Below are 17,145 nucleotides of genomic sequence, written 5' to 3'. Positions count from 1 at the left end.
GGGCTCATCCGGTAAATGGCCGGACCCAGAAAGGAGAAACACCATGCGCAAGACGCTAACCGCCCTGTTCATCGCCGCCGCCCTGCCGACCTTCGCCATGGCCGCGCCCGCCGCCAACGACCTGCCCCCCCCGCCGATGGAAGGCGGCCACATGATGGGCCAGCACGGTCCCCGGCATGGCGGCCCGATGAAGGAACTGGACCTGACCCGCGAACAGCGCCAGCAGATGGGCAAACTGATGGGCGAACAGATGAAGGCCCGCCACGAGATCACCCAGCGCTACCTGGCCAAGCTGCCGGCGGCCGAGCAGAAGGCCCTGAAGGACGAACTCAAGGCCAGCCACGAGAAGACCCAGAAGGACATCCGCGCCCTGCTCACCCCCGAGCAGCAGAAGAAGTTCGACGAACTGCAGAAGAAGCGCGAGCAGCGCAAGGCAGAGTGGGCCGAATTCCAGCAATGGAAGGCCGACAAGAAGTCCAACTGACGTCCGAGCCACCGCTACCGGGTCCTCCGGTAGCGGTCTTCCGACCAGCCGGAATCGCATATCCTAGGGGTTTACCCTCGCGGCCGGCCCGACATGCGATTCAACAGGAAAACCATGCGTTCACTCTTCTGGCGAATCCTCGCCGCCTTCTGGCTGGCCCTGCTGCTGGTCGCCGGGCTGTCCATCCTGCTGGGTCGTGCGCTGAACCAGGACACCTGGATCATCGCCCGCCATCCTGGCCTGAAGGATCTCGCCGAGCAGTGGACCGCCCTCTACGAAGAACAGGGCAGCTACGCGGCCCAGGGCTTGCTGGAGCAACGCCGTCGCGACTACGGGATTTCCATCCAGGTGCTCGATGAAAGCGGCCAGCGCCTGGTCGACGGCACCTACCTGCCGCGCCCCCACCACCGCCCGCCGCGCACCAGCGACCGCAACCTGCCGCGCTTCCCCTGGCGCCAGCTGAGCCAGGAATACGTCAGCCCGCAGAGCAACCATACCTATCTGTTCATCTACCGCATCCCGCACCCGGAGCTGGAGGCCTGGCACCGCGGCAGCCTGCTCTGGCCGCTCAGCGCGCTGGGCATCGCACTGGTGGTGCTGACCCTGTTCAGCCTGCTGCTGACGCTGTCCATCACCCGTCCGCTGAACCGTCTGCGGCGCGCCGTGCACGACCTCGGCCAGACCGCCTACCAGAAGGACAGCCTGGCCCGCCTGGCGCGGCGCGGCGATGAACTGGGCACCCTGGCGCGCGATTTCAACCGCATGGGCGAACGCCTGCAAAGCCTGATCGGCAGCCAGCGTCAGTTGCTCCGCGACGTATCCCACGAACTGCGCTCGCCGCTGGCTCGCCTGCGCATCGCCCTGGCCCTGGCCGAACGCGCCGAACCGGAAGCGCGGGCGCAGATGTGGCCGCGCCTGGAACAGGAATGCGACCGCCTGGAAGCGCTGATCGGCGAGATCCTCGCCCTCGCCCGGCTCGACGCCGAACCCGGCGCGAGCCAACGGATCGCCCTGCTACCGCTGCTCCAGCGGCTGCGCGAAGACGCCCTGCTGCTGGCTCCGGAACAGGATATCCGCCTGGAGGTGGCGCCTGACCTGAGCATCGACGGCTGGCCGGACATGTTCGAACGCGCGGTAGACAACCTGCTGCGCAACGCCGTGCGCTTCAACCCCGTCGGCCAACCCCTGGAGGTGCGTGCCAGCAGCGCCGGCGACTACCTGCGCCTGAGCGTCCGCGACCATGGGCCAGGCATCGCCGCCGAACTGCAGGAGCAGTTGGGCGAGCCGTTCTTCCGCGCACCCAACCAGAGCAGCCCGGGACACGGCCTGGGCCTGGCCATCGCCCGCCGCGCCATCGAGCGCCACGGCGGGCACCTGCGCCTGGGCAACCATCCCGACGGCGGCTTCATCGCCACCCTCAGCCTGCCGCTACGGCGCAAGGCGACCGAATGACGCCGCGCCCAGATGAACAATTCCCCAGGAGCATCCGGCATGACTCTTCCCGCTTCGTTGTTCCTCGATGAACGCCCGCTCGCCCAGGCCATCGCGCCGCCGCCGGAACCTCCCGGCGACGAACCGCAATCGCTGGTCCTGGCGGTCGAGCTGGGACAGGTCGCCCAGCAACTGCGGCATCGCTGGGCGCGCCTCGACCTGAACCTGCCGGAACGCGGCACCTGGCCGCTGGAAAGCTGGCGCCCGGCCTTGCACGAGGCGCTCTACGGCCTGCTCGGCGGCGCCGCACAGGCCCGCCCGTGGCAGCGCATCACACTGAATCCGGCGCTGGACGCACGCCACGGCCGGCTGCGCCTGGACATCCTCGGCCAGGCGGAAGAAGGCCGGCGCTGGCTGCCGGCGGCCGTGGAAGCCGCCCGACGACTGGCCGGCTGGCAGGGCGGACGACTGCTCTGGCACGCCCAGGGCGCGTATTGGTGCGTACGCCTGCTGTTGCCGCTCAGCCCGGCCAGGCGCTGACGAAGGCCGTCGGGTCGAGTTCCGCCGGCGTGCGCAACTCGCCCATCGGCGTACCCAGGTAGACGAAGCCGATGATCCGCTCCTGCTCGCCGAGCCCCAGGCCGGCGTGCACCACCGGATCGGTGGCCATCTCGCCGGTCCGCCACATCGCCCCCAGTCCCTGGGCATAGGCGCCCAGCACCAGGCCGTGGGCGGCGCAGCCGGCAGCCAGCAGTTGCTCAGCGTGCGGCACCTTCGGGTGGTCCTGCAGGCAAGCGACCGCCACGACCAGCAGCGGTGCGCGCAGCGGCATGTTGCGGGCCTTGGCCAGCGCTTCCTCGGCGGCGTCCGGCTGGCGGCTCGCCAGGGCGCGGGCGTAGAGGTCGCCCAGGGCCCGGCGGCCTTCGCCCTCTACCAGGATGAAGCGCCAGGGCCGCAGTTGCCCGTGGTCCGGGGCACGCAAGGCGACCCGGAACAGCCGGTCGAGCTGCTCCGGCGAGGGCGCGGGATCGCTCAGGCGGGCGTGGGAAACGCGAGTGAGCAAGGCGTCGAGAGCCTCCATGGGCGAACTCCTGTCAGAAACGAAATCGCCATTGTAGACGCAATCACCAGGCTCACGCCCGCTCTCAGGCGACCCGTCCCGGCGCCAGGTGCGGCTGCAGCGGCGGGGTCAGCGGCGGCAGGCCGTAGGCGGCGCGCGCGGCATCGCAGGCCGGGTTGGGCTGGCCGTTGGCCCAGGCCGCCTCGAACTCGCGGCAGGTACTCGAGCGCTGCTCGTAGACGGTGCAGCGAACGCCGCAACCGACCTCGCCGAGCAGCCCGACGCAGCGTGCCGGCTTGTTCTCGGTACCGCTCATGGCAACCATCTGCGGGCTGATGCGGACGGTCAGTTCGTCGGGTACGACGCCGCCTGCGGAACGGCACTCGCCCCAATAGAAAGACACACGAAAATGCGCACAGCAGGCGCCGCAGGTAAGACACGGATTGTCAGTGGACATGGTTGGCAGAACACCAGAGAAACCGGCGAGCGCCGGCGGGCGAAGCGAGATTCTAGCGATTTCGCGGCAGCTGTGAAGAGGGGTGCAGCGGCAGATTTACTCTCCGCGGACGGCTGGTAGAATGGCCGGTCCGCCACAGCCCAGAGCCCCACGATCCATGGCCTTGCCGACCCTACGTATCCTCGGTTTCATCATCGGCATCTTCCTGATCACTCTGGCCGCCAGCATGCTGGTCCCGATCCTGACCATGCTCGCCTTCGACCGTACCGAAGGCATCCAGGCATTCATCTGGTCCAGCGTCGCCACCTTCGTCACCGGCCTCGGCCTGGTCCTGCCGGGACGTCCCGAGCATGTCCACCTGCGCCCGCGGGACATGTACATGCTCACCGTATCGAGCTGGGTGCTGGTATGCATCTTCGCCGCCCTGCCGTTCGTCCTGCAGCAGCACATCAGCTACACCGATGCCTTCTTCGAAAGCATGTCGGGAATCACCGCCACCGGCTCCACCGTGCTCAGCGGGCTGGACGACATGTCCCCGGGCATCCTCATCTGGCGCTCTCTGCTGCACTGGCTGGGCGGCATCGGCTTCATCGCCATGGCCGTGGCGATCCTGCCGATGCTGCGGATCGGCGGCATGCGCCTGTTCCAGACCGAATCCTCGGACCGCTCGGAAAAGGTCCTGCCACGCTCGCACATGGTCGCCAAGTACATCGTCGCCACCTATGTCGGCATCACCCTGCTCGGCAGCCTGGCCTTCTGGGGCGCGGGCATGAGCCCGTTCGACGCGGTCAACCACGCCATGTCGGCGATTTCCACCGGCGGTTTCTCCACCTCCGACCAATCCCTGGCCAAGTGGAAGCAGCCAGCGGTGCACTGGACCGCGGTAGTGGTGATGATCCTCGGCAGCCTGCCGTTCGCGCTCTACGTCGCCACCCTGCGCGGACACCGCAAGGCGCTGATCAAGGACCAGCAGGTCCGCGGCCTGCTCGGCCTGCTGCTGGTGACCTGGCTGCTGATGGGCACCTGGTACGCGGTAACCTCCAAGCTGCCCTGGATGGATGCTTTCCGCATCGTCGCAGTGAACGTCACCTCGGTGGTCACCACCACCGGCTTCGCCCTCGGCGACTACAGCATGTGGGGGCACTTCTCGATCATGCTGTTCTTCTACCTCGGCTTCATCGGCGGTTGCTCCGGTTCTACCGCCGGCGGTATCAAGATCTTCCGCTTCCAGGTCGCCTATACCCTGCTCAAGGCCAACCTCTACCAGTTGATCCATCCGCGCGCAGTGCTCAAGCAGAACTACAACGGCCATCGCCTGGACGAGGAAATCGTCCGCTCGATCCTGACCTTCTCGTTCTTCTTCGCGATCGTCGTCTGCCTGCTCGCCCTCGGCCTGTCGCTGATCGGCCTGGACTGGATGACCGCGCTCACCGGTGCCGCCAGTACCGTGGCCGGCGTAGGCCCGGGGATGGGGCCCATCATCGGCCCCTCGGGCAACTTCGCCAGCCTGCCGGACGCCGCCAAGTGGCTGCTGGCCGCCGGCATGCTGCTCGGTCGCCTGGAGATCATCACCGTGCTGGTCCTGCTGACCCCGGCGTTCTGGCGCCACTGAGCGCTCACGGGCCTGTCTGCAATGGCTCTACTCAGGGACTGAAAAGCCGGTGTAAGCTTCTGCACCATGACGACACAGCCGCAACCCGGCCACGTGAGCCTGGATAGCTCCACCCAGCCCGCCCGCGTCAGAGCCATAGGTGATTGGACGCTCGCCCACTACACGGCTCTGGAGCGCGAGGTGACGCGCCTGCGCAGCGAAGTGGCGGGCAACGCCAGCTTCGACCTGAGCCAATTGGGCGCCCTGGATACCGCCGGCGCCGCCCTGCTCGCCGAATTGCTCGGCGCCGAGCGCCTGGCCGACCTCGCCGAGCTGGAGCCCGGCCTGCCGCGCGAGCGCCAGGCCCTGCTGAAGACCGTCGGCCACGCCCTGCACGACTTCTGCGAGCCGGAGAAACCCAAGCCGCCAACCACCGCCATCGAACTGCTGGCTCGCATCGGTTGTGCCATGGAGACCTTCTGGCTGCACCTCAAGGCACTCCTCGGCTTCATCGGCCTGACCCTGGAGACCCTGTTCCGCAGCCTGGTCCGCCCTGCCAGTTGGCGGGTCACGCCGCTGGTGGCGAACATCGAGAAGAGCGGCCTGGACGCGGTGCCAATCATCGCCCTGCTGACCTTCCTGGTCGGCGCGGTGATCGCCTTCCTCGGCGCCACGGTGCTGGCCAACTTCGGCGCGACCATCTACACGGTCAACCTGGTGGTGTTCTCCTTCCTCCGCGAGTTCGCCGTGCTGCTCACCGCGATCCTCATGGCCGGCCGCACCGCCAGCGCCTTCACCGCGCAGATCGGCTCGATGAAGGCCAACGAGGAGATCGACGCGATCCGCGCCCTCGGCCTCAACCCCATCGAGCTGCTGGTGCTGCCGCGGGTGCTGGCGCTGCTGGTATCGCTACCGATGCTGACCTTCGTCGGCATGCTCTGCGGCATCGTCGGCGGCATGACCGTCTGCGCCTGGACCCTGGACATCCCGCCGGCGATGTTCCTGTCGATCATGGAGGACGGAATCGGCGTACAGCATTTCCTGGTCGGTATCAGCAAGGCCCCGCTGTTCGCCTTCCTGATCGCCGTGATCGGCTGCCTGGAAGGCTTCAAGGTCAGCGGCAGCGCCCAGTCGGTGGGCGAGCACACCACCACCAGCGTGGTCCACTCGATCTTCGTGGTGATCCTGCTCGACGCCCTCGCCGCGCTGTTCTTCATGGAGATGGGCTGGTGAACCAGGACAACCCGCAGGCGATCATCCAGGTCCGCGACCTGTGCAACCGTTTCGGCGCCCAGGCGGTCCACGAGCACCTCGACCTCGACGTCCGTCGCGGCGAGATCCTCGGCGTGGTCGGCGGCTCCGGCACCGGCAAGTCGGTGCTGCTGCGCAGCATCGTCGGCCTGCGCCGGCCGACCTCCGGCAGCGTGCGGGTGTTCGGCGAAGACCTGCTGCAACTGCCAGAGGAGCGCCGCTCCCTGGTCGAACGGCGCTTCGGCGTGCTGTTCCAGCAGGGCGCGCTGTTTTCCTCGCTTACCGTGGTGGAGAACGTCGCCCTGCCGCTGATCGAGAACGCCGGCCTGCCGCGCGCCGACGCCGAGCACCTGGCCCAGGTCAAGCTGGCCCTGGCCGGGCTACCGGCCAACGCCGGCGACAAGTATCCGGCCTCGCTTTCCGGCGGCATGATCAAGCGCGCCGCCCTGGCCCGCGCCCTGGCGCTGGACCCGGACATCCTGTTCCTCGACGAGCCCACCGCCGGCCTCGACCCGATCGGCGCGGCGGCCTTCGACAACCTGATCCGTACCCTGCGCGACGCCCTCGGCCTGACCGTGTTCCTGGTCACCCATGACCTGGACACCCTGTACACCATCTGCGACCGGGTCGCCGTGCTGTCGCAGAAGAAGGTCCTGGTAGTCGATACCCTGGAACGGGTCGCCGCCACCGACGACGCCTGGGTCCGCGAATACTTCCACGGGCCGCGCGGGCGCGCCGCCCACCAAGCCGCCGCCGTGCCGGAGAATCACTGAGATGGAAACCCGAGCCCACCATGTGTTGATCGGCCTGTTCAGCGTGATCGTGATCGGCGCCGCCCTGCTCTTCGGCCTGTGGCTGGCCAAGTCCGGCTCGGAGGGCAAGTTCAACTACTACGACATCGTCTTCAACGAAGCGGTCAGCGGCCTTTCCCAGGGCAGCTCGGTGCAGTACAGCGGGATCAAGGTCGGCGACGTGGCCTTCCTCCGCCTCGATCCGAAGGACCCGCGCAAGGTCTGGGCACGCATCCGCGTGGTGGCCAGCGCGCCGATCAAGCAGGACACCACCGCCAAGCTGGCGCTCACCGGGATCACCGGCACCTCGATCATCCAGCTCAGCAGCGGCACGCCCGCCAGCCCGATGCTGGAGGGCAAGGACGGGAAGATCCCGGTGATCGTCGCCACGCCCTCGCCGCTGACCCAGTTACTGAGCAACGGCGAAGACCTGATGGGCAACATCAACCAGCTCATCGCGCGCTTCAGCAACCTGCTCTCCGAGGAAAACACAGCGCGCATCAGCCGCACCCTCGACCATCTCGACCAGGCCACCGGCGCGCTCTCCGCCGAACGCGAGAACGTCAGCGCGGTGATGCAGCAGTTGGCCCAGGCGAGCAGGCAGGCCAACGCCGCCCTGGCCCAGGCCAGCGAGTTGATGCGCAGCGCCAACGGCCTGCTCAACGAGCAAGGCAAGGGGATGCTGGAAAACGCCAACAAGACCATGGCTTCGCTGGAGCGCACCAGCGCCACCCTCGACCAGTTGATCAGCGAGAATCGCCACTCGCTGGACGGCGGCATCCAGGGACTCGCCGAGCTGGGCCCGGCGGTCAGCGAACTGCGCGATACCCTGGCGGCACTGCGCGGAATCAGCCGGCGCCTGGAAGAGAACCCGGCGAACTACCTGCTGGGCCGGGAAAAAACCAAGGAGTTCACCCCATGAGGCTCGCCCTTCGCCCGCTGCGTCGCCTGTCCCTGGCCGCCGGCCTGGCCGCGCTCGCCACCCTCGGCGCCTGCTCGATCCTGCCGGAGGCGCAGGTCCTCCAGGTCTACCTGCTACCGGTGCACAACCCTCCGGCCAGCGCCGCCGCGCGGCCGGTCGACTGGTCGCTGCGGATCGCCCGGCCGCGTACCAGCCTGGTGCTGGAGAGCCCGCGCATCGCGGTGCGCCCGCACGGCGACGAAATCAGCGTGTACCAGGGCGCGCGCTGGAGCGATCCGGCGCCGTCGCTGCTGCGCGACCGTCTGATGCAGGCGTTCCAGGCCGACGGCCGGGTCCGCGGCCTGAGCAGCGACGACAGCAACCTGCAGGCCGATTTCGAACTGGGCGGCGACCTTCGCGCCTTCCAGACCGAGTACCCGAACGGCCAGGCCAGCGCGCTGATCCGCTACGACGCGCGCCTGGTGCGTACCGACGACAAGCGCGTGGTCGCCAGCCGGCGTTTCGAGGTCAGCCAGCCGGTGGATGGCAAGAAGGTCGCGGCGGTGGTCAGCGCCTTCGGCAAGGCCGGCGATACGCTGTCGGCCCAGGTTCTCGACTGGACCCTACGCCAGGCCTCGGCGCAACCCGCCGTGCAGCCCTGAAGCGTCCCGCCTGGCCTGGCGACTAGCCCGGGCGCTCCTGGCGGCGCGCCCGGTATTCGTTGGGCGTGCAGCCGAACCAGCGGCGGAATGCCCGGAAGAAATTGCTCGGATCGGCGAAACCCAGCAGGTAGGCGACTTCCAGCAAGGTCAGGCCGGGCTGCTGGAGATACTGTTCGGCCATATCCCGGCGCGTGTCGTCGAGCAGTTGCTGGTAGCTGGTGCCTTCTTCCTGGAGGCGCCGTTGCAAGGTGCGCTGCGACAGGTGCAGCGCCTGGGCCACCCGTTCGCGCTTGGGCTCTCCCTGCGGCAGCAGCCGGCACAAGGTCTGCCGGGTCAGATGGGTAATGCGGCTGGTACTGAAACGCGCCAGGTATTCGCCGGCGAAGCGATCGTGCAACTGGGCCAGCGCCTCGTTGGCCGAGGGTAGCGGCGTCTCGAGGTCGACGCGGGAAAACACCAGCGCGAACTCCTCGGCGTGAAAGCGCAGCGGCGCGCGGAACAGCTCGACATAGGGTGCCAGCGGCTCGCGGGGCGCGCCGGGCAGTTCCACCGCCAGCGGGTCCAGCGACCGGCCGGTGATCCAGCGGACCATGTCCACCAGGTAGGCCAGCGAGCATTCGGCACTCTGCGGTGGCGCCGGCAGGCGATCGCCATGCACCGTGACGCCGATTCGATAGCCCTGCGGCGTGCGGCGGAAAGTCAGGTCGGACGCTTCCGCGATGATCCGCTGGTAGCGCTCCAGGCGCGCGAAGCCTTCCGCCAGGTTGCGGCTCGACATCAGCGCATAGCCGACGACGTGGAAAGCCGGGCGCCGGACCCGGGCGATGTTCAGGGCGATCGCCGGGTTGCCGCTGAGCGCCACCGCACGCTGCCACAGACGGCTCATGGCGTCCTGCGGGAAGCGCGCGTCGGGGTCCTGCAAGGCCTGGTAGTCGAGGCCCAGCTCGGCGAACAGCTGGCGTCCGTCGAGGCCTTCCAGCTCCAGGGCGAGGACGATGCCCTGGACCCAGCTGGACAAGGTTGTACGTTCCGGCATCGGTCTCTTCTTGTTCTGGCGGGAGGCACGCCGACCGTCGTCCGGCCTGGCGGCCCAAGGATACTAAACTGGCCCTGTATGTCATCCGCGACATCGTGCGGCCCGCACTACACTGCGCGGACACAACGAGAGGAGGCATTCCATGAGCAGCCCTGATGACGAGCGTTTCCACAGTTTCGCCGAGTTCTACCCCTACTACCTGCAGGAACACAGCAACGCGGTGTGCCGCCGCCTGCACTACGTCGGCAGCCTGCTGGTGCTGGCGGTGCTCTTCCACGCCGTGGCCAGCCAGCAGTGGCTATGGCTGCTGGCGCTGCCGCTGGTGGGCTACGGCTTCGCCTGGGTCGGCCACTTCGTCTTCGAGAAGAACCGCCCGGCCACCTTCAAGTACCCGCTGTGGTCGTTCATGGGCGACTGGGTGATGCTCAAGGACGCTTTCACCGGCCGCATCCGCTTCTGACCCATCCGCGCGGCTGGCCCCCGGGCCGGTCGCTCCCCCGGGACGACCGTCGGTCCCGGATCGGCGCGCTTTCCTGAACTATCGATCAGCTGTCACTGGCCGCCGCGCAAACGCTTGGTTAAGATTCCGCCAGCAACCTGGCCACCCGCCATTCCCCAGGCGGAAAGCTCACGAGGCCGAGCCGGGACGAAAATACACAGGGATCCTCTCCAGCGCATGAAGCCTACCCTCCCCGACCGCTCGCCGACGAGCCGGTCCGTCGCGTCCATGCGTGAATACTATTCGCGCGTGCTGGCCTATATCGCCTGTGGCGCCAGCATCGCGGCGGGAACCTACACCCAGTATTTCAGCTACGGCATCCTCTGGATGGTGCCCTATGCGCTGCTCTACCCGCACCTGGCGTACCACCTCGGCCAGCGCTTCCGCCAGCACGACCCGCGCAAGGTGACCCGCGCCCTGCTCGCGGTCGACGCCGTGCACTGTGGCCTGGGCATGGCGCTGCTCGGCTTCTCCGTGGTGCCCAGCCTGATGTTCCTGCTGGTGCTGAGCTTCACCGCGCTGGTCATCGGCGGCCTGCGCCTGCTCGGCATGGCCTTGCTGGTATCGGCCAGCAGCGCCCTGCTGGTCGCCGTGCTCGTCGCCCCGCCGCTGCTGGGCAATACCCCGGTCGAGGTGGCCGCGGTCAGCATCCTGTTCTGCGGACTGTACATCTGCATCACCGCCTTCTTCGGCCACCAGCAGGGCCTGCGCCTGGCCCAGGTGCGCCAGGAGATCGCCCGCGAGCAGGAAAAGGCCGCGCGGCTCGCGCGCAACCTGGCCAAGTACCTGTCGCCGCAGGTCTGGGAAATGATCTTCAGCGGCAAGAAGAGCGTGCGCCTGGAAACCCAGCGCAAGAAGCTCACCGTGTTCTTCTCCGACATCCGCGGCTTCACCGAGCTATCCGAGGAACTGGAAGCCGAGGCCCTGACCGACCTGCTCAACAACTACCTCAACGAAATGTCGAAGATCGCCCTCAAGTACGGCGGCACCATCGACAAGTTCGTCGGCGACTGCGTCATGGTGTTCTTCGGCGACCCCAGCACCCAGGGCGCGAAGAAGGACGCGGTGGCTGCGGTATCGATGGGCATCGCCATGCGCAAGCACATGAAGGTGCTGCGCCAGCAGTGGCGGGCCCAGGGCATCACCAAGCCGCTGGAAATCCGCATGGGCATCAACACCGGCTATTGCACGGTGGGCAACTTCGGCGCCGACACGCGCATGGACTACACCATCATCGGCCGCGAGGTGAACCTCGCCAGCCGCCTGGAAAGCGCCTCGGAAGCCGGCGAAATCCTCATTTCCCACGAGACCTACTCGCTGATCAAGGACGTGATCATGTGCCGCGACAAGGGCCAGATCGCGGTCAAGGGCTTCAGCCGCCCGGTGCAGATCTACCAGGTGGTGGACTCGCGCCGCGACCTCGGCGCCGCGCCCAGCTACGTCGAGCACGAATTGCCCGGCTTCTCCATGTACCTGGACACCAACAACATCCAGAACTACGACAAGGAACGGGTCATCCAGGCCCTGCAACAGGCCGCCGAACGCCTGCGCGACAAGGTCATCCTCTAAGTTCGTCGAACGCCGCCGGCAGTTCGTCGCGCCATTCCGGCGCAGTCCGCGGGCCGCTCGCCTGCAGAGCCAGGAACTCCTCCGCCGAAACCCGCCAGGACTGTTCTCGCGCCCAGCACCCGCAGGCCTGGCGATCCAGCGCCAGCGCCTGGCGGCAGGCTTCGCCAAGATCCTCGTGCATGACCCCGGTCACGCCCTGCTGCAATACATCCAGCGGCCCCGGCACGGCGAAGGCCGCCACCGGCACGCCACAGGCCAGGGCTTCGAGCATCACCAGGCCATAGGTATCGGTCAGCGAGGGGAACACCAGCACCGAGGCCGCCCGGTAGGCGTCGGCCAGCGCGCGGCCATGGCGGTAGCCGAGAAAACGCGCCTGTGGATAGCGCTGCTCCAGCGCCGCCCGCTGCGGGCCGTCGCCCACCAGCCATTTTTCGCCCGGCAGTTCGAGATCGAGGAACGCCTCCAGGTTCTTTTCCGTCGCCAGCCGCCCGACATACAGGAACACCGGCGGCCGCTCTTTCGCCGGAGGTGTCTCGGCGGGATGGAACAATTCGGTATCGACGCCCTTGCGCCACAGCCGCAGGTGCTGGAAGCGCCAGGCGCAGAACTCGTCGCGCAGGCGCGGGGTGCTCACCAGCACCGCCCGGCTCGGCCGATGGAAGGTGCGCAGGAAGGCATAGCCCCAGGACAACGGCAGCCACGGACAGCGGTCACGCAGGTATTCGGGAAAGCGCGTATGGATCGCCGAGGTGAAGTCCAGGCCGCGCTTGCCCAGCCAGCGCCGCGCGGCCCAGCCGAGCGGCCCCTCGGTGGCCAGGTGCACGGCATCCGGGGCGAAGGCCTCGATCAGCCCGCCGAGGCGCCAGAGGTTCCAGGCCAGGGGGATTTCCGGATAGCTGGGACAGGGCAGGCAGCGGAAGTCGGCGGGCGACAGCACCCGTACCTGGTGGCCCAGCAGTTCCAGCTCGCGCTGCAGGGCCAGCAGGCTGGTGACGACTCCGTTGACTTGCGGTAACCAGGCGTCGCTGACGATCAATAGCCTCATGCCGCCGGCTCGACCGCCGCGGCCTGCGCCGCCAGCCGCGCCTGCTCCTCGGCCAGGCGGTAGAGCTGGATGCTGCCGTCCCAGTGTTCGATCAGCGCCGTGCAGGACTCCACCCAGTCGCCGCAGTTGAGGTAATCGACGCCCTCGATGCGGCGGATCTCGGCATGGTGGATGTGCCCGCAGACCACCCCGTCGAGCCCGCGCTTGTGGCACTCGTGGGCGATGGCTTCCTCGAAGTCGCTGATGAAGTTCACCGCGGTCTTGACCTTGTGCTTGAGGTACGCCGACAGCGACCAGTAGCCGTAGCCCCAGCGCCGCCGCCAGTGGTTCAGCCAACGGTTGAGGAGCAGGGTGAACTCGTAGGCGGAATCGCCGAGGAACGCCAGCCAGCGGTGGTAGCGGGTGATCACGTCGAACTGGTCGCCGTGTATCACCAGCAGCTTGCGGCCGTCGGCGGTACTGTGCACCGCCTCGTCGACCAGGCGGATGTTGCCGAGGATCAGGCTCGAATAGCGGCGCAGGAATTCGTCATGGTTGCCGGTGACGTAGATCACCTCGGTGCCGCGCTTGCTCAGGGTGAGCAGGCGGCGGATCACGTTGGTGTGCGCCTGCGGCCAGTAGATGCCGCCGCGCAGCTTCCAGCCGTCGATGATGTCGCCCACCAGGTAGATGCGATCGGCGTGGTAGCGCTTGAGGAACGCCGCCAGGTGTTCGGCCTGGCAATCCCGCGTCCCCAGGTGGACATCCGAGATCCACAGGGTCCGGACCCGCTGCTTGCGGTTCGAGGTGAAGCGTTGCGCGGTGCTCATCGGCGGGTCTCCGACGGTGTTTTTCCGATCTTGGCCGGCGCCGGTGAAACGACTGTGACAGGCCGGCGACCGTTGCGTGACAGGGCCCGGCTGTCTGTCGCCGGCGCCAGCGGGTAGACTGGGCGCCTGCCTCCGGGAGCTTCGCCATGGGTTCGATCCTTTCCCTGCGCCACTACAGCCACGACCAGATCGTCCACAGCCATGACCATGCCCAATTGGTCCTGGGCCTCAGCGGCTGCCTCGACTTCGAGGTCGAGGGGCGCGGCAGCCGCGTGTTGCGGCAGACCTTCGCGGTGGTTCCGGCGCAAGCCCGGCATGCCTGCTCGAGTCCCTCCGGCAGCCGCTGCCTGGTCCTCGACCTGCCCTGCGACGGCAGCCTGCTGCTGGGCCTGGGCGAACACGCCGAAGCCGGCAGGCGGCTGTTCGAGCGACCGCAGGCGCTGTCGCTGACGCCCGCCCAGGGCCAACTGGTGAACTGGCTGGCCAGCGGCCCGATCAACGACCCGGTGATCGCCCACCAGGGCGCCGGCCTGCTCCTCGCCAGCCTGGCCAGCGAGCGCCAGCCGCCGCGCCAGCAGCCCCGCCTGCCACTGGCCAGCCTCGACGCCTACCTCGACCGCCATGCCGCCCATCCGCTACAGGTAGCCGACCTGGCGCGGCTGGCCGGTCTTTCGGTGGCGCGCTTCCACAGCCTGTTCCTCGCCGAGACCGGACAGACGCCCATGGACTACGCGCGCAGCCGACGCCTGCACCAGGCCCACGAACTGTTGCTGGAGAGCAGCCTGGCGGTGGGCGAGATCGCCGCCCGGGTCGGCTACGCCTCGCAGAGCGCCTTCACCGCAGCGCTGGTCCGCGAGTTCGGCGTCACCCCGCGACAACTGCGTCGCGAGTCCCGCGACAAAACCGGCTAGCCGCACGACAGACAAATCCGTCACGACTCCTTACTCTCTGCCCATCGACAGAACAGGAGTCAGCATGGACATCATCGAATGGCAGGATTTCGAACGCGTCGAACTGCGCGTCGGCACCATCCTCAGCGCCGCTCCCAACCCCAAGGCACGCAAACCCGCCTATGTCCTCGAGGTCGACCTCGGACCGCTCGGCCTGCGCACCTCCAGCGCGCAACTGACCGCACACTACCAGGCCGAGCAACTGGTCGGACGCCAGGTCCTCTGCGTCTGCAACTTCGCTCCGAAGCAGATCGCCGGGGTGCGCTCGGAGGTCCTGGTCACCGGGGTCTACGATAGCGAGGACAAGGTGGTCCTGGCCGGCTTCGACAAGCCCCTGCCCAACGGTGCGCGCCTGGCCTGAAGGATCCCCATGAATCGACGTTCCGCCCTCGCCGCCCTGCACGGCGGCGCCCTCCTCTTCGGCCTGACCGGGGTGTTCGGCAAGCTGGCCAGCGCCTCCCCCGGGGTGATCGTGTTCGGTCGTGCGCTGTTCGCGGTGCTCGCCCTCGGCCTCTTCGCCCGCCTCGCGGGCCAGGCCTGGCGCGCCCTGGGACCCGCGCAATGGCTGCGCCTGGCGCTCTGCGGCCTGCTCCTGGCCGGCCACTGGGTGAGTTTCTTCATCGCCGTGAAGACCGCCGGCGTGGCCATCGCCACCCTCGGCTTCGCCAGCTTCCCGGCCTTCACGGTAATCCTCGAAGGGCTGCTCTTCCGCGAGCGCATTCATCTCGCGGAAGGACTGCTGGTGGTCCTGGTCAGCCTTGGCCTGGTGCTGGTCACGCCGAACTTCGACCTCGCCAGCAGCGCCACCCTCGGCCTGCTCTGGGCGATCCTTTCCGGCCTGCTGTTCGCCCTGCTGTCGCTGGCCAACCGTAGCAACAGCGGGCAGGTCGGCCCGGTGCAGGCGGCGCTCTGGCAGAACCTGGTAGTCGCCCTGTGCCTGCTGCCATTCGCGGTCGGCGAACTACCGGCGCTACCCGCTCTCGACTGGCTCTGGCTGGCCCTGCTGGGCGTCTTCTGCACCGGCCTGGCGCACAGCCTGTTCGTGGCCAGCCTGGCGGTGGTCAAGGCCCGCACCGCGGCACTGGTATTCGCCCTGGAGCCGGTCTACGGGATCGCCTTCGCCTGGCTGCTGTTCCATGAGACGCCGGGGCCGCGGATGTTCCTCGGCGGTGCCCTGATCATCCTCGCCATCGTGCTGTCGGCGCGCCTCGGTGCACGGGGCAGGAAAACCGCAGTCGGCGACGAACGAGGCGATCCCGAGCGCGCCTGAATCCGCCCCGGCCGTCACACCGGCAACCATCGAAAGTCCGCAGGGAATAAAAAAACCCGGTCGAACACGCGGGGGGAAGGGGTTCGACCGGGTGCTGCGTCCAATCACCGGAGCGTTGGCAGAGGGACGCAAAGGGAGGTGTCGGTTTCCAGCGCCTGCCGCATCCGCTCACGGGCTCGCGCCAGGCCTTTCTCACGGAATTCCGGGCCCATGTTCATGCCCTCCGCGTGGATGAAGGTGACGTCGTGGATGCCGACGAAGCCCAGCACCTGGCGCAGATAGGGTTCCTGGTGATCGAGACCACCGCCGGCGTAGATCCCGCCGCGGGCGGTGAGAACGAAGGCGCGCTTGCCCTGTAGCAGGCCTTCCGGCCCCTGCTCGGCGTAACGGAAGGTCAGGCCGGCGCGCAGCACATGGTCGAACCAGCTCTTCAGGCTGCTGGGAATGGCGAAGTTGTACATCGGTGCCGCCAGCACCAGCACGTCCGCCATCCGCAACTCCTCGGTCAGGCGATTGGAACGCTCGAGGGCGCGCCTTTCCGCAGCGCTATGGCCATCACAGGGGGTGGTCCAGGCTCCCAGCAATAATTCATCGAGGTGCGGCAGCGGCTCGCGCGCCAGGTCGCGGACCTGGAAGCGATCAGCGGGATGCGCGATTTTCCAGTGGGAGATGAATTCCGCCGTCAGCAGGCGGGAAACCGAGCCCCGTTGGCGGGCACTGCTCTCGATAACCAGGACACGGGACATGACTCGACCTCCACCCACTGCGCTACAACGATGGAGGTGAGGGTAGAGAATGATTAATCGATTAAAAAGTTGAAAAAACCGCTGTTAAATATCGACCAGGTTGATTTATAAACAGGCACCACCTAGTCTTTCGGTGAGAGAACGCTCTATTTCGCGATCTTGCAGGTCAGCTTGATCCGCAACTTGATGATGTCGCGGCCGAATTGCGCGGTGAAGTTGCTGTTCTGCCCGGGCTGGATCACGCCCTTGCGCACTTTCGGGGTCTCCGGGCCGTTGCGGAACACCGCCGTGCACTCTGCCGCCTGGCCTCCCAGGTTGGTGAGAAGGATCGCGCCCATGTCGCGCCCGATGTCCTGGGTGCTGTAGGAGACCTCGGTGCCGTTGAGTTGCGGGTCGACCTCGATCGGATAGGCGAAAGCGGACAGGGGCAGCAGCGATAGTGCGAAACAGCAAAGCCTTTTCATGGCCGGACTCCCGGTAGCGACAGATGGAAAAATGGCAACACCCTGAAAACCACGGCATCCCGTACGTCAAGAGAATGGACAGCTACCCCGTACAGGACGCCGACGACACGATAAGCGAAGTCGCCCCTC

The 17,145-nt window shown here is 67.6% G+C and carries 20 protein-coding genes; 13 read left to right on the top strand and 7 right to left on the bottom strand.

Going from position 1 to position 17,145, the window contains the following annotated elements:
- Positions 1 to 43: 43 nt before the first annotated feature.
- From ACI766_RS08865 to ACI766_RS08855, 3 genes are all read left to right on the top strand, one after another.
- Entirely contained in the window at positions 44 to 484 is a 441-nt protein-coding gene (locus ACI766_RS08865) for a Spy/CpxP family protein refolding chaperone (RefSeq protein WP_003114831.1), read from the top strand.
- A 114-nt stretch (positions 485 to 598) separates the two neighbouring features.
- Positions 599 to 1,936, top strand: a complete 1,338-nt coding sequence (locus ACI766_RS08860; RefSeq protein WP_003114830.1) for a sensor histidine kinase — start codon at positions 599 to 601, stop codon at positions 1,934 to 1,936.
- Between the two features lie 39 nt (positions 1,937 to 1,975).
- On the top strand, positions 1,976 to 2,455 hold the full coding sequence (locus ACI766_RS08855) for a hypothetical protein (RefSeq protein WP_003114829.1): 480 nt from the start codon (positions 1,976 to 1,978) through the stop codon (positions 2,453 to 2,455).
- On the opposite strand, the gene ACI766_RS08850 is transcribed toward ACI766_RS08855, so the two are convergent.
- Positions 2,436 to 2,996 (bottom strand): nitroreductase family protein, encoded by a 561-nt coding sequence (locus ACI766_RS08850; protein ID WP_003114828.1) that lies wholly within the window; start codon positions 2,994 to 2,996, stop codon positions 2,436 to 2,438. The genes ACI766_RS08855 and ACI766_RS08850 overlap by 20 nt on opposite strands.
- A 64-nt stretch (positions 2,997 to 3,060) precedes the next feature.
- Entirely contained in the window at positions 3,061 to 3,432 is a 372-nt protein-coding gene (locus ACI766_RS08845) for a YkgJ family cysteine cluster protein (RefSeq protein WP_003114826.1), read from the bottom strand.
- A 157-nt stretch (positions 3,433 to 3,589) separates the two neighbouring features.
- Here ACI766_RS08845 and ACI766_RS08840 point away from each other — a divergent pair, with 157 nt between their 5' ends.
- The 5 genes from ACI766_RS08840 to ACI766_RS08820 all read left to right on the top strand — a co-directional run bounded on the left by ACI766_RS08840 (position 3,590) and on the right by ACI766_RS08820 (position 8,628).
- Positions 3,590 to 5,044 (top strand): TrkH family potassium uptake protein, encoded by a 1,455-nt coding sequence (locus tag ACI766_RS08840; RefSeq protein WP_003114825.1) that lies wholly within the window; start codon positions 3,590 to 3,592, stop codon positions 5,042 to 5,044.
- 66 nt (positions 5,045 to 5,110) lie between these two features.
- Positions 5,111 to 6,256, top strand: a complete 1,146-nt coding sequence (locus ACI766_RS08835) for an MlaE family ABC transporter permease (RefSeq protein ID WP_003116404.1) — start codon at positions 5,111 to 5,113, stop codon at positions 6,254 to 6,256.
- Complete coding sequence (locus ACI766_RS08830) at positions 6,253 to 7,047, top strand: ABC transporter ATP-binding protein (protein ID WP_003114823.1); 795 nt, start codon at positions 6,253 to 6,255, stop codon at positions 7,045 to 7,047. Before ACI766_RS08835 ends, ACI766_RS08830 begins: the two co-directional genes overlap by 4 nt.
- A gap of 1 nt (position 7,048) precedes the next feature.
- The gene (locus tag ACI766_RS08825; RefSeq protein ID WP_003114822.1) at positions 7,049 to 7,987 is read left to right on the top strand and encodes an MlaD family protein; all 939 of its coding nucleotides are present in this window, start codon (positions 7,049 to 7,051) and stop codon (positions 7,985 to 7,987) included.
- Positions 7,984 to 8,628 carry an ABC-type transport auxiliary lipoprotein family protein gene (locus ACI766_RS08820; protein ID WP_003109195.1) on the top strand — a complete coding sequence of 215 codons (645 nt, stop codon included), beginning with the start codon at positions 7,984 to 7,986 and terminating at the stop codon, positions 8,626 to 8,628. The genes ACI766_RS08825 and ACI766_RS08820 overlap by 4 nt, the downstream gene beginning before the upstream one ends.
- A gap of 22 nt (positions 8,629 to 8,650) precedes the next feature.
- Here the strand turns inward: ACI766_RS08820 and ACI766_RS08815 are convergent, their stop codons facing one another.
- Positions 8,651 to 9,664, bottom strand: coding sequence for an AraC family transcriptional regulator (locus tag ACI766_RS08815; RefSeq protein ID WP_003114821.1), 1,014 nt, complete (start codon positions 9,662 to 9,664; stop codon positions 8,651 to 8,653).
- A 142-nt stretch (positions 9,665 to 9,806) separates the two neighbouring features.
- Between ACI766_RS08815 and ACI766_RS08810 the strand changes: the two genes are divergently transcribed.
- Positions 9,807 to 10,124, top strand: coding sequence for an Mpo1-like protein (locus tag ACI766_RS08810; RefSeq protein WP_003114819.1), 318 nt, complete (start codon positions 9,807 to 9,809; stop codon positions 10,122 to 10,124).
- Between the two features lie 216 nt (positions 10,125 to 10,340).
- Positions 10,341 to 11,732: a protein CyaB gene (locus ACI766_RS08805; RefSeq protein WP_003124349.1), complete on the top strand. Its 1,392-nt coding sequence runs from the start codon at positions 10,341 to 10,343 to the stop codon at positions 11,730 to 11,732.
- Here the strand turns inward: ACI766_RS08805 and ACI766_RS08800 are convergent.
- Together ACI766_RS08800 and ACI766_RS08795 are read right to left on the bottom strand one after the other, a co-directional pair.
- On the bottom strand, positions 11,722 to 12,777 hold the full coding sequence (locus tag ACI766_RS08800; RefSeq protein ID WP_015649197.1) for a glycosyltransferase family 4 protein: 1,056 nt from the start codon (positions 12,775 to 12,777) through the stop codon (positions 11,722 to 11,724). The two genes, ACI766_RS08805 and ACI766_RS08800, sit on opposite strands and share 11 nt — an antisense overlap.
- Complete coding sequence (locus ACI766_RS08795; RefSeq protein ID WP_003091510.1) at positions 12,774 to 13,586, bottom strand: UDP-2,3-diacylglucosamine diphosphatase; 813 nt, start codon at positions 13,584 to 13,586, stop codon at positions 12,774 to 12,776. Before ACI766_RS08795 ends, ACI766_RS08800 begins: the two co-directional genes overlap by 4 nt.
- A gap of 146 nt (positions 13,587 to 13,732) precedes the next feature.
- Between ACI766_RS08795 and ACI766_RS08790 the strand changes: the two genes are divergently transcribed.
- The 3 genes from ACI766_RS08790 (at position 13,733) to ACI766_RS08780 (ending at position 15,806) form a co-directional block, all read left to right on the top strand.
- Positions 13,733 to 14,497 (top strand): helix-turn-helix domain-containing protein, encoded by a 765-nt coding sequence (locus ACI766_RS08790; protein ID WP_003114816.1) that lies wholly within the window; start codon positions 13,733 to 13,735, stop codon positions 14,495 to 14,497.
- A 64-nt stretch (positions 14,498 to 14,561) separates the two neighbouring features.
- A complete protein-coding gene (locus ACI766_RS08785) occupies positions 14,562 to 14,897 on the top strand; it encodes a tRNA-binding protein (protein WP_003109191.1) in 336 nt (111 codons plus the stop codon).
- 9 nt (positions 14,898 to 14,906) lie between these two features.
- Complete coding sequence (locus tag ACI766_RS08780) at positions 14,907 to 15,806, top strand: DMT family transporter (protein ID WP_003162234.1); 900 nt, start codon at positions 14,907 to 14,909, stop codon at positions 15,804 to 15,806.
- Positions 15,807 to 15,910: 104 nt separating this feature from the next.
- On the opposite strand, the gene azoR3 is transcribed toward ACI766_RS08780, so the two are convergent.
- Both azoR3 and ACI766_RS08770 read right to left on the bottom strand, forming a co-directional pair.
- Entirely contained in the window at positions 15,911 to 16,552 is a 642-nt protein-coding gene (gene azoR3 / locus ACI766_RS08775; protein WP_003114814.1) for an FMN-dependent NADH-azoreductase AzoR3, read from the bottom strand.
- A 146-nt stretch (positions 16,553 to 16,698) separates the two neighbouring features.
- Positions 16,699 to 17,016 carry a hypothetical protein gene (locus ACI766_RS08770; protein WP_003091533.1) on the bottom strand — a complete coding sequence of 106 codons (318 nt, stop codon included), beginning with the start codon at positions 17,014 to 17,016 and terminating at the stop codon, positions 16,699 to 16,701.
- Positions 17,017 to 17,145 lie beyond the last annotated feature (129 nt).

This window comes from Pseudomonas sp. DL, assembly GCF_047199225.1.
GTDB lineage: Bacteria > Pseudomonadota > Gammaproteobacteria > Pseudomonadales > Pseudomonadaceae > Pseudomonas > Pseudomonas aeruginosa.
Note: the sequence above shows the minus strand (reverse complement) of the source record. Positions and strands in the feature narration are given on the sequence as shown.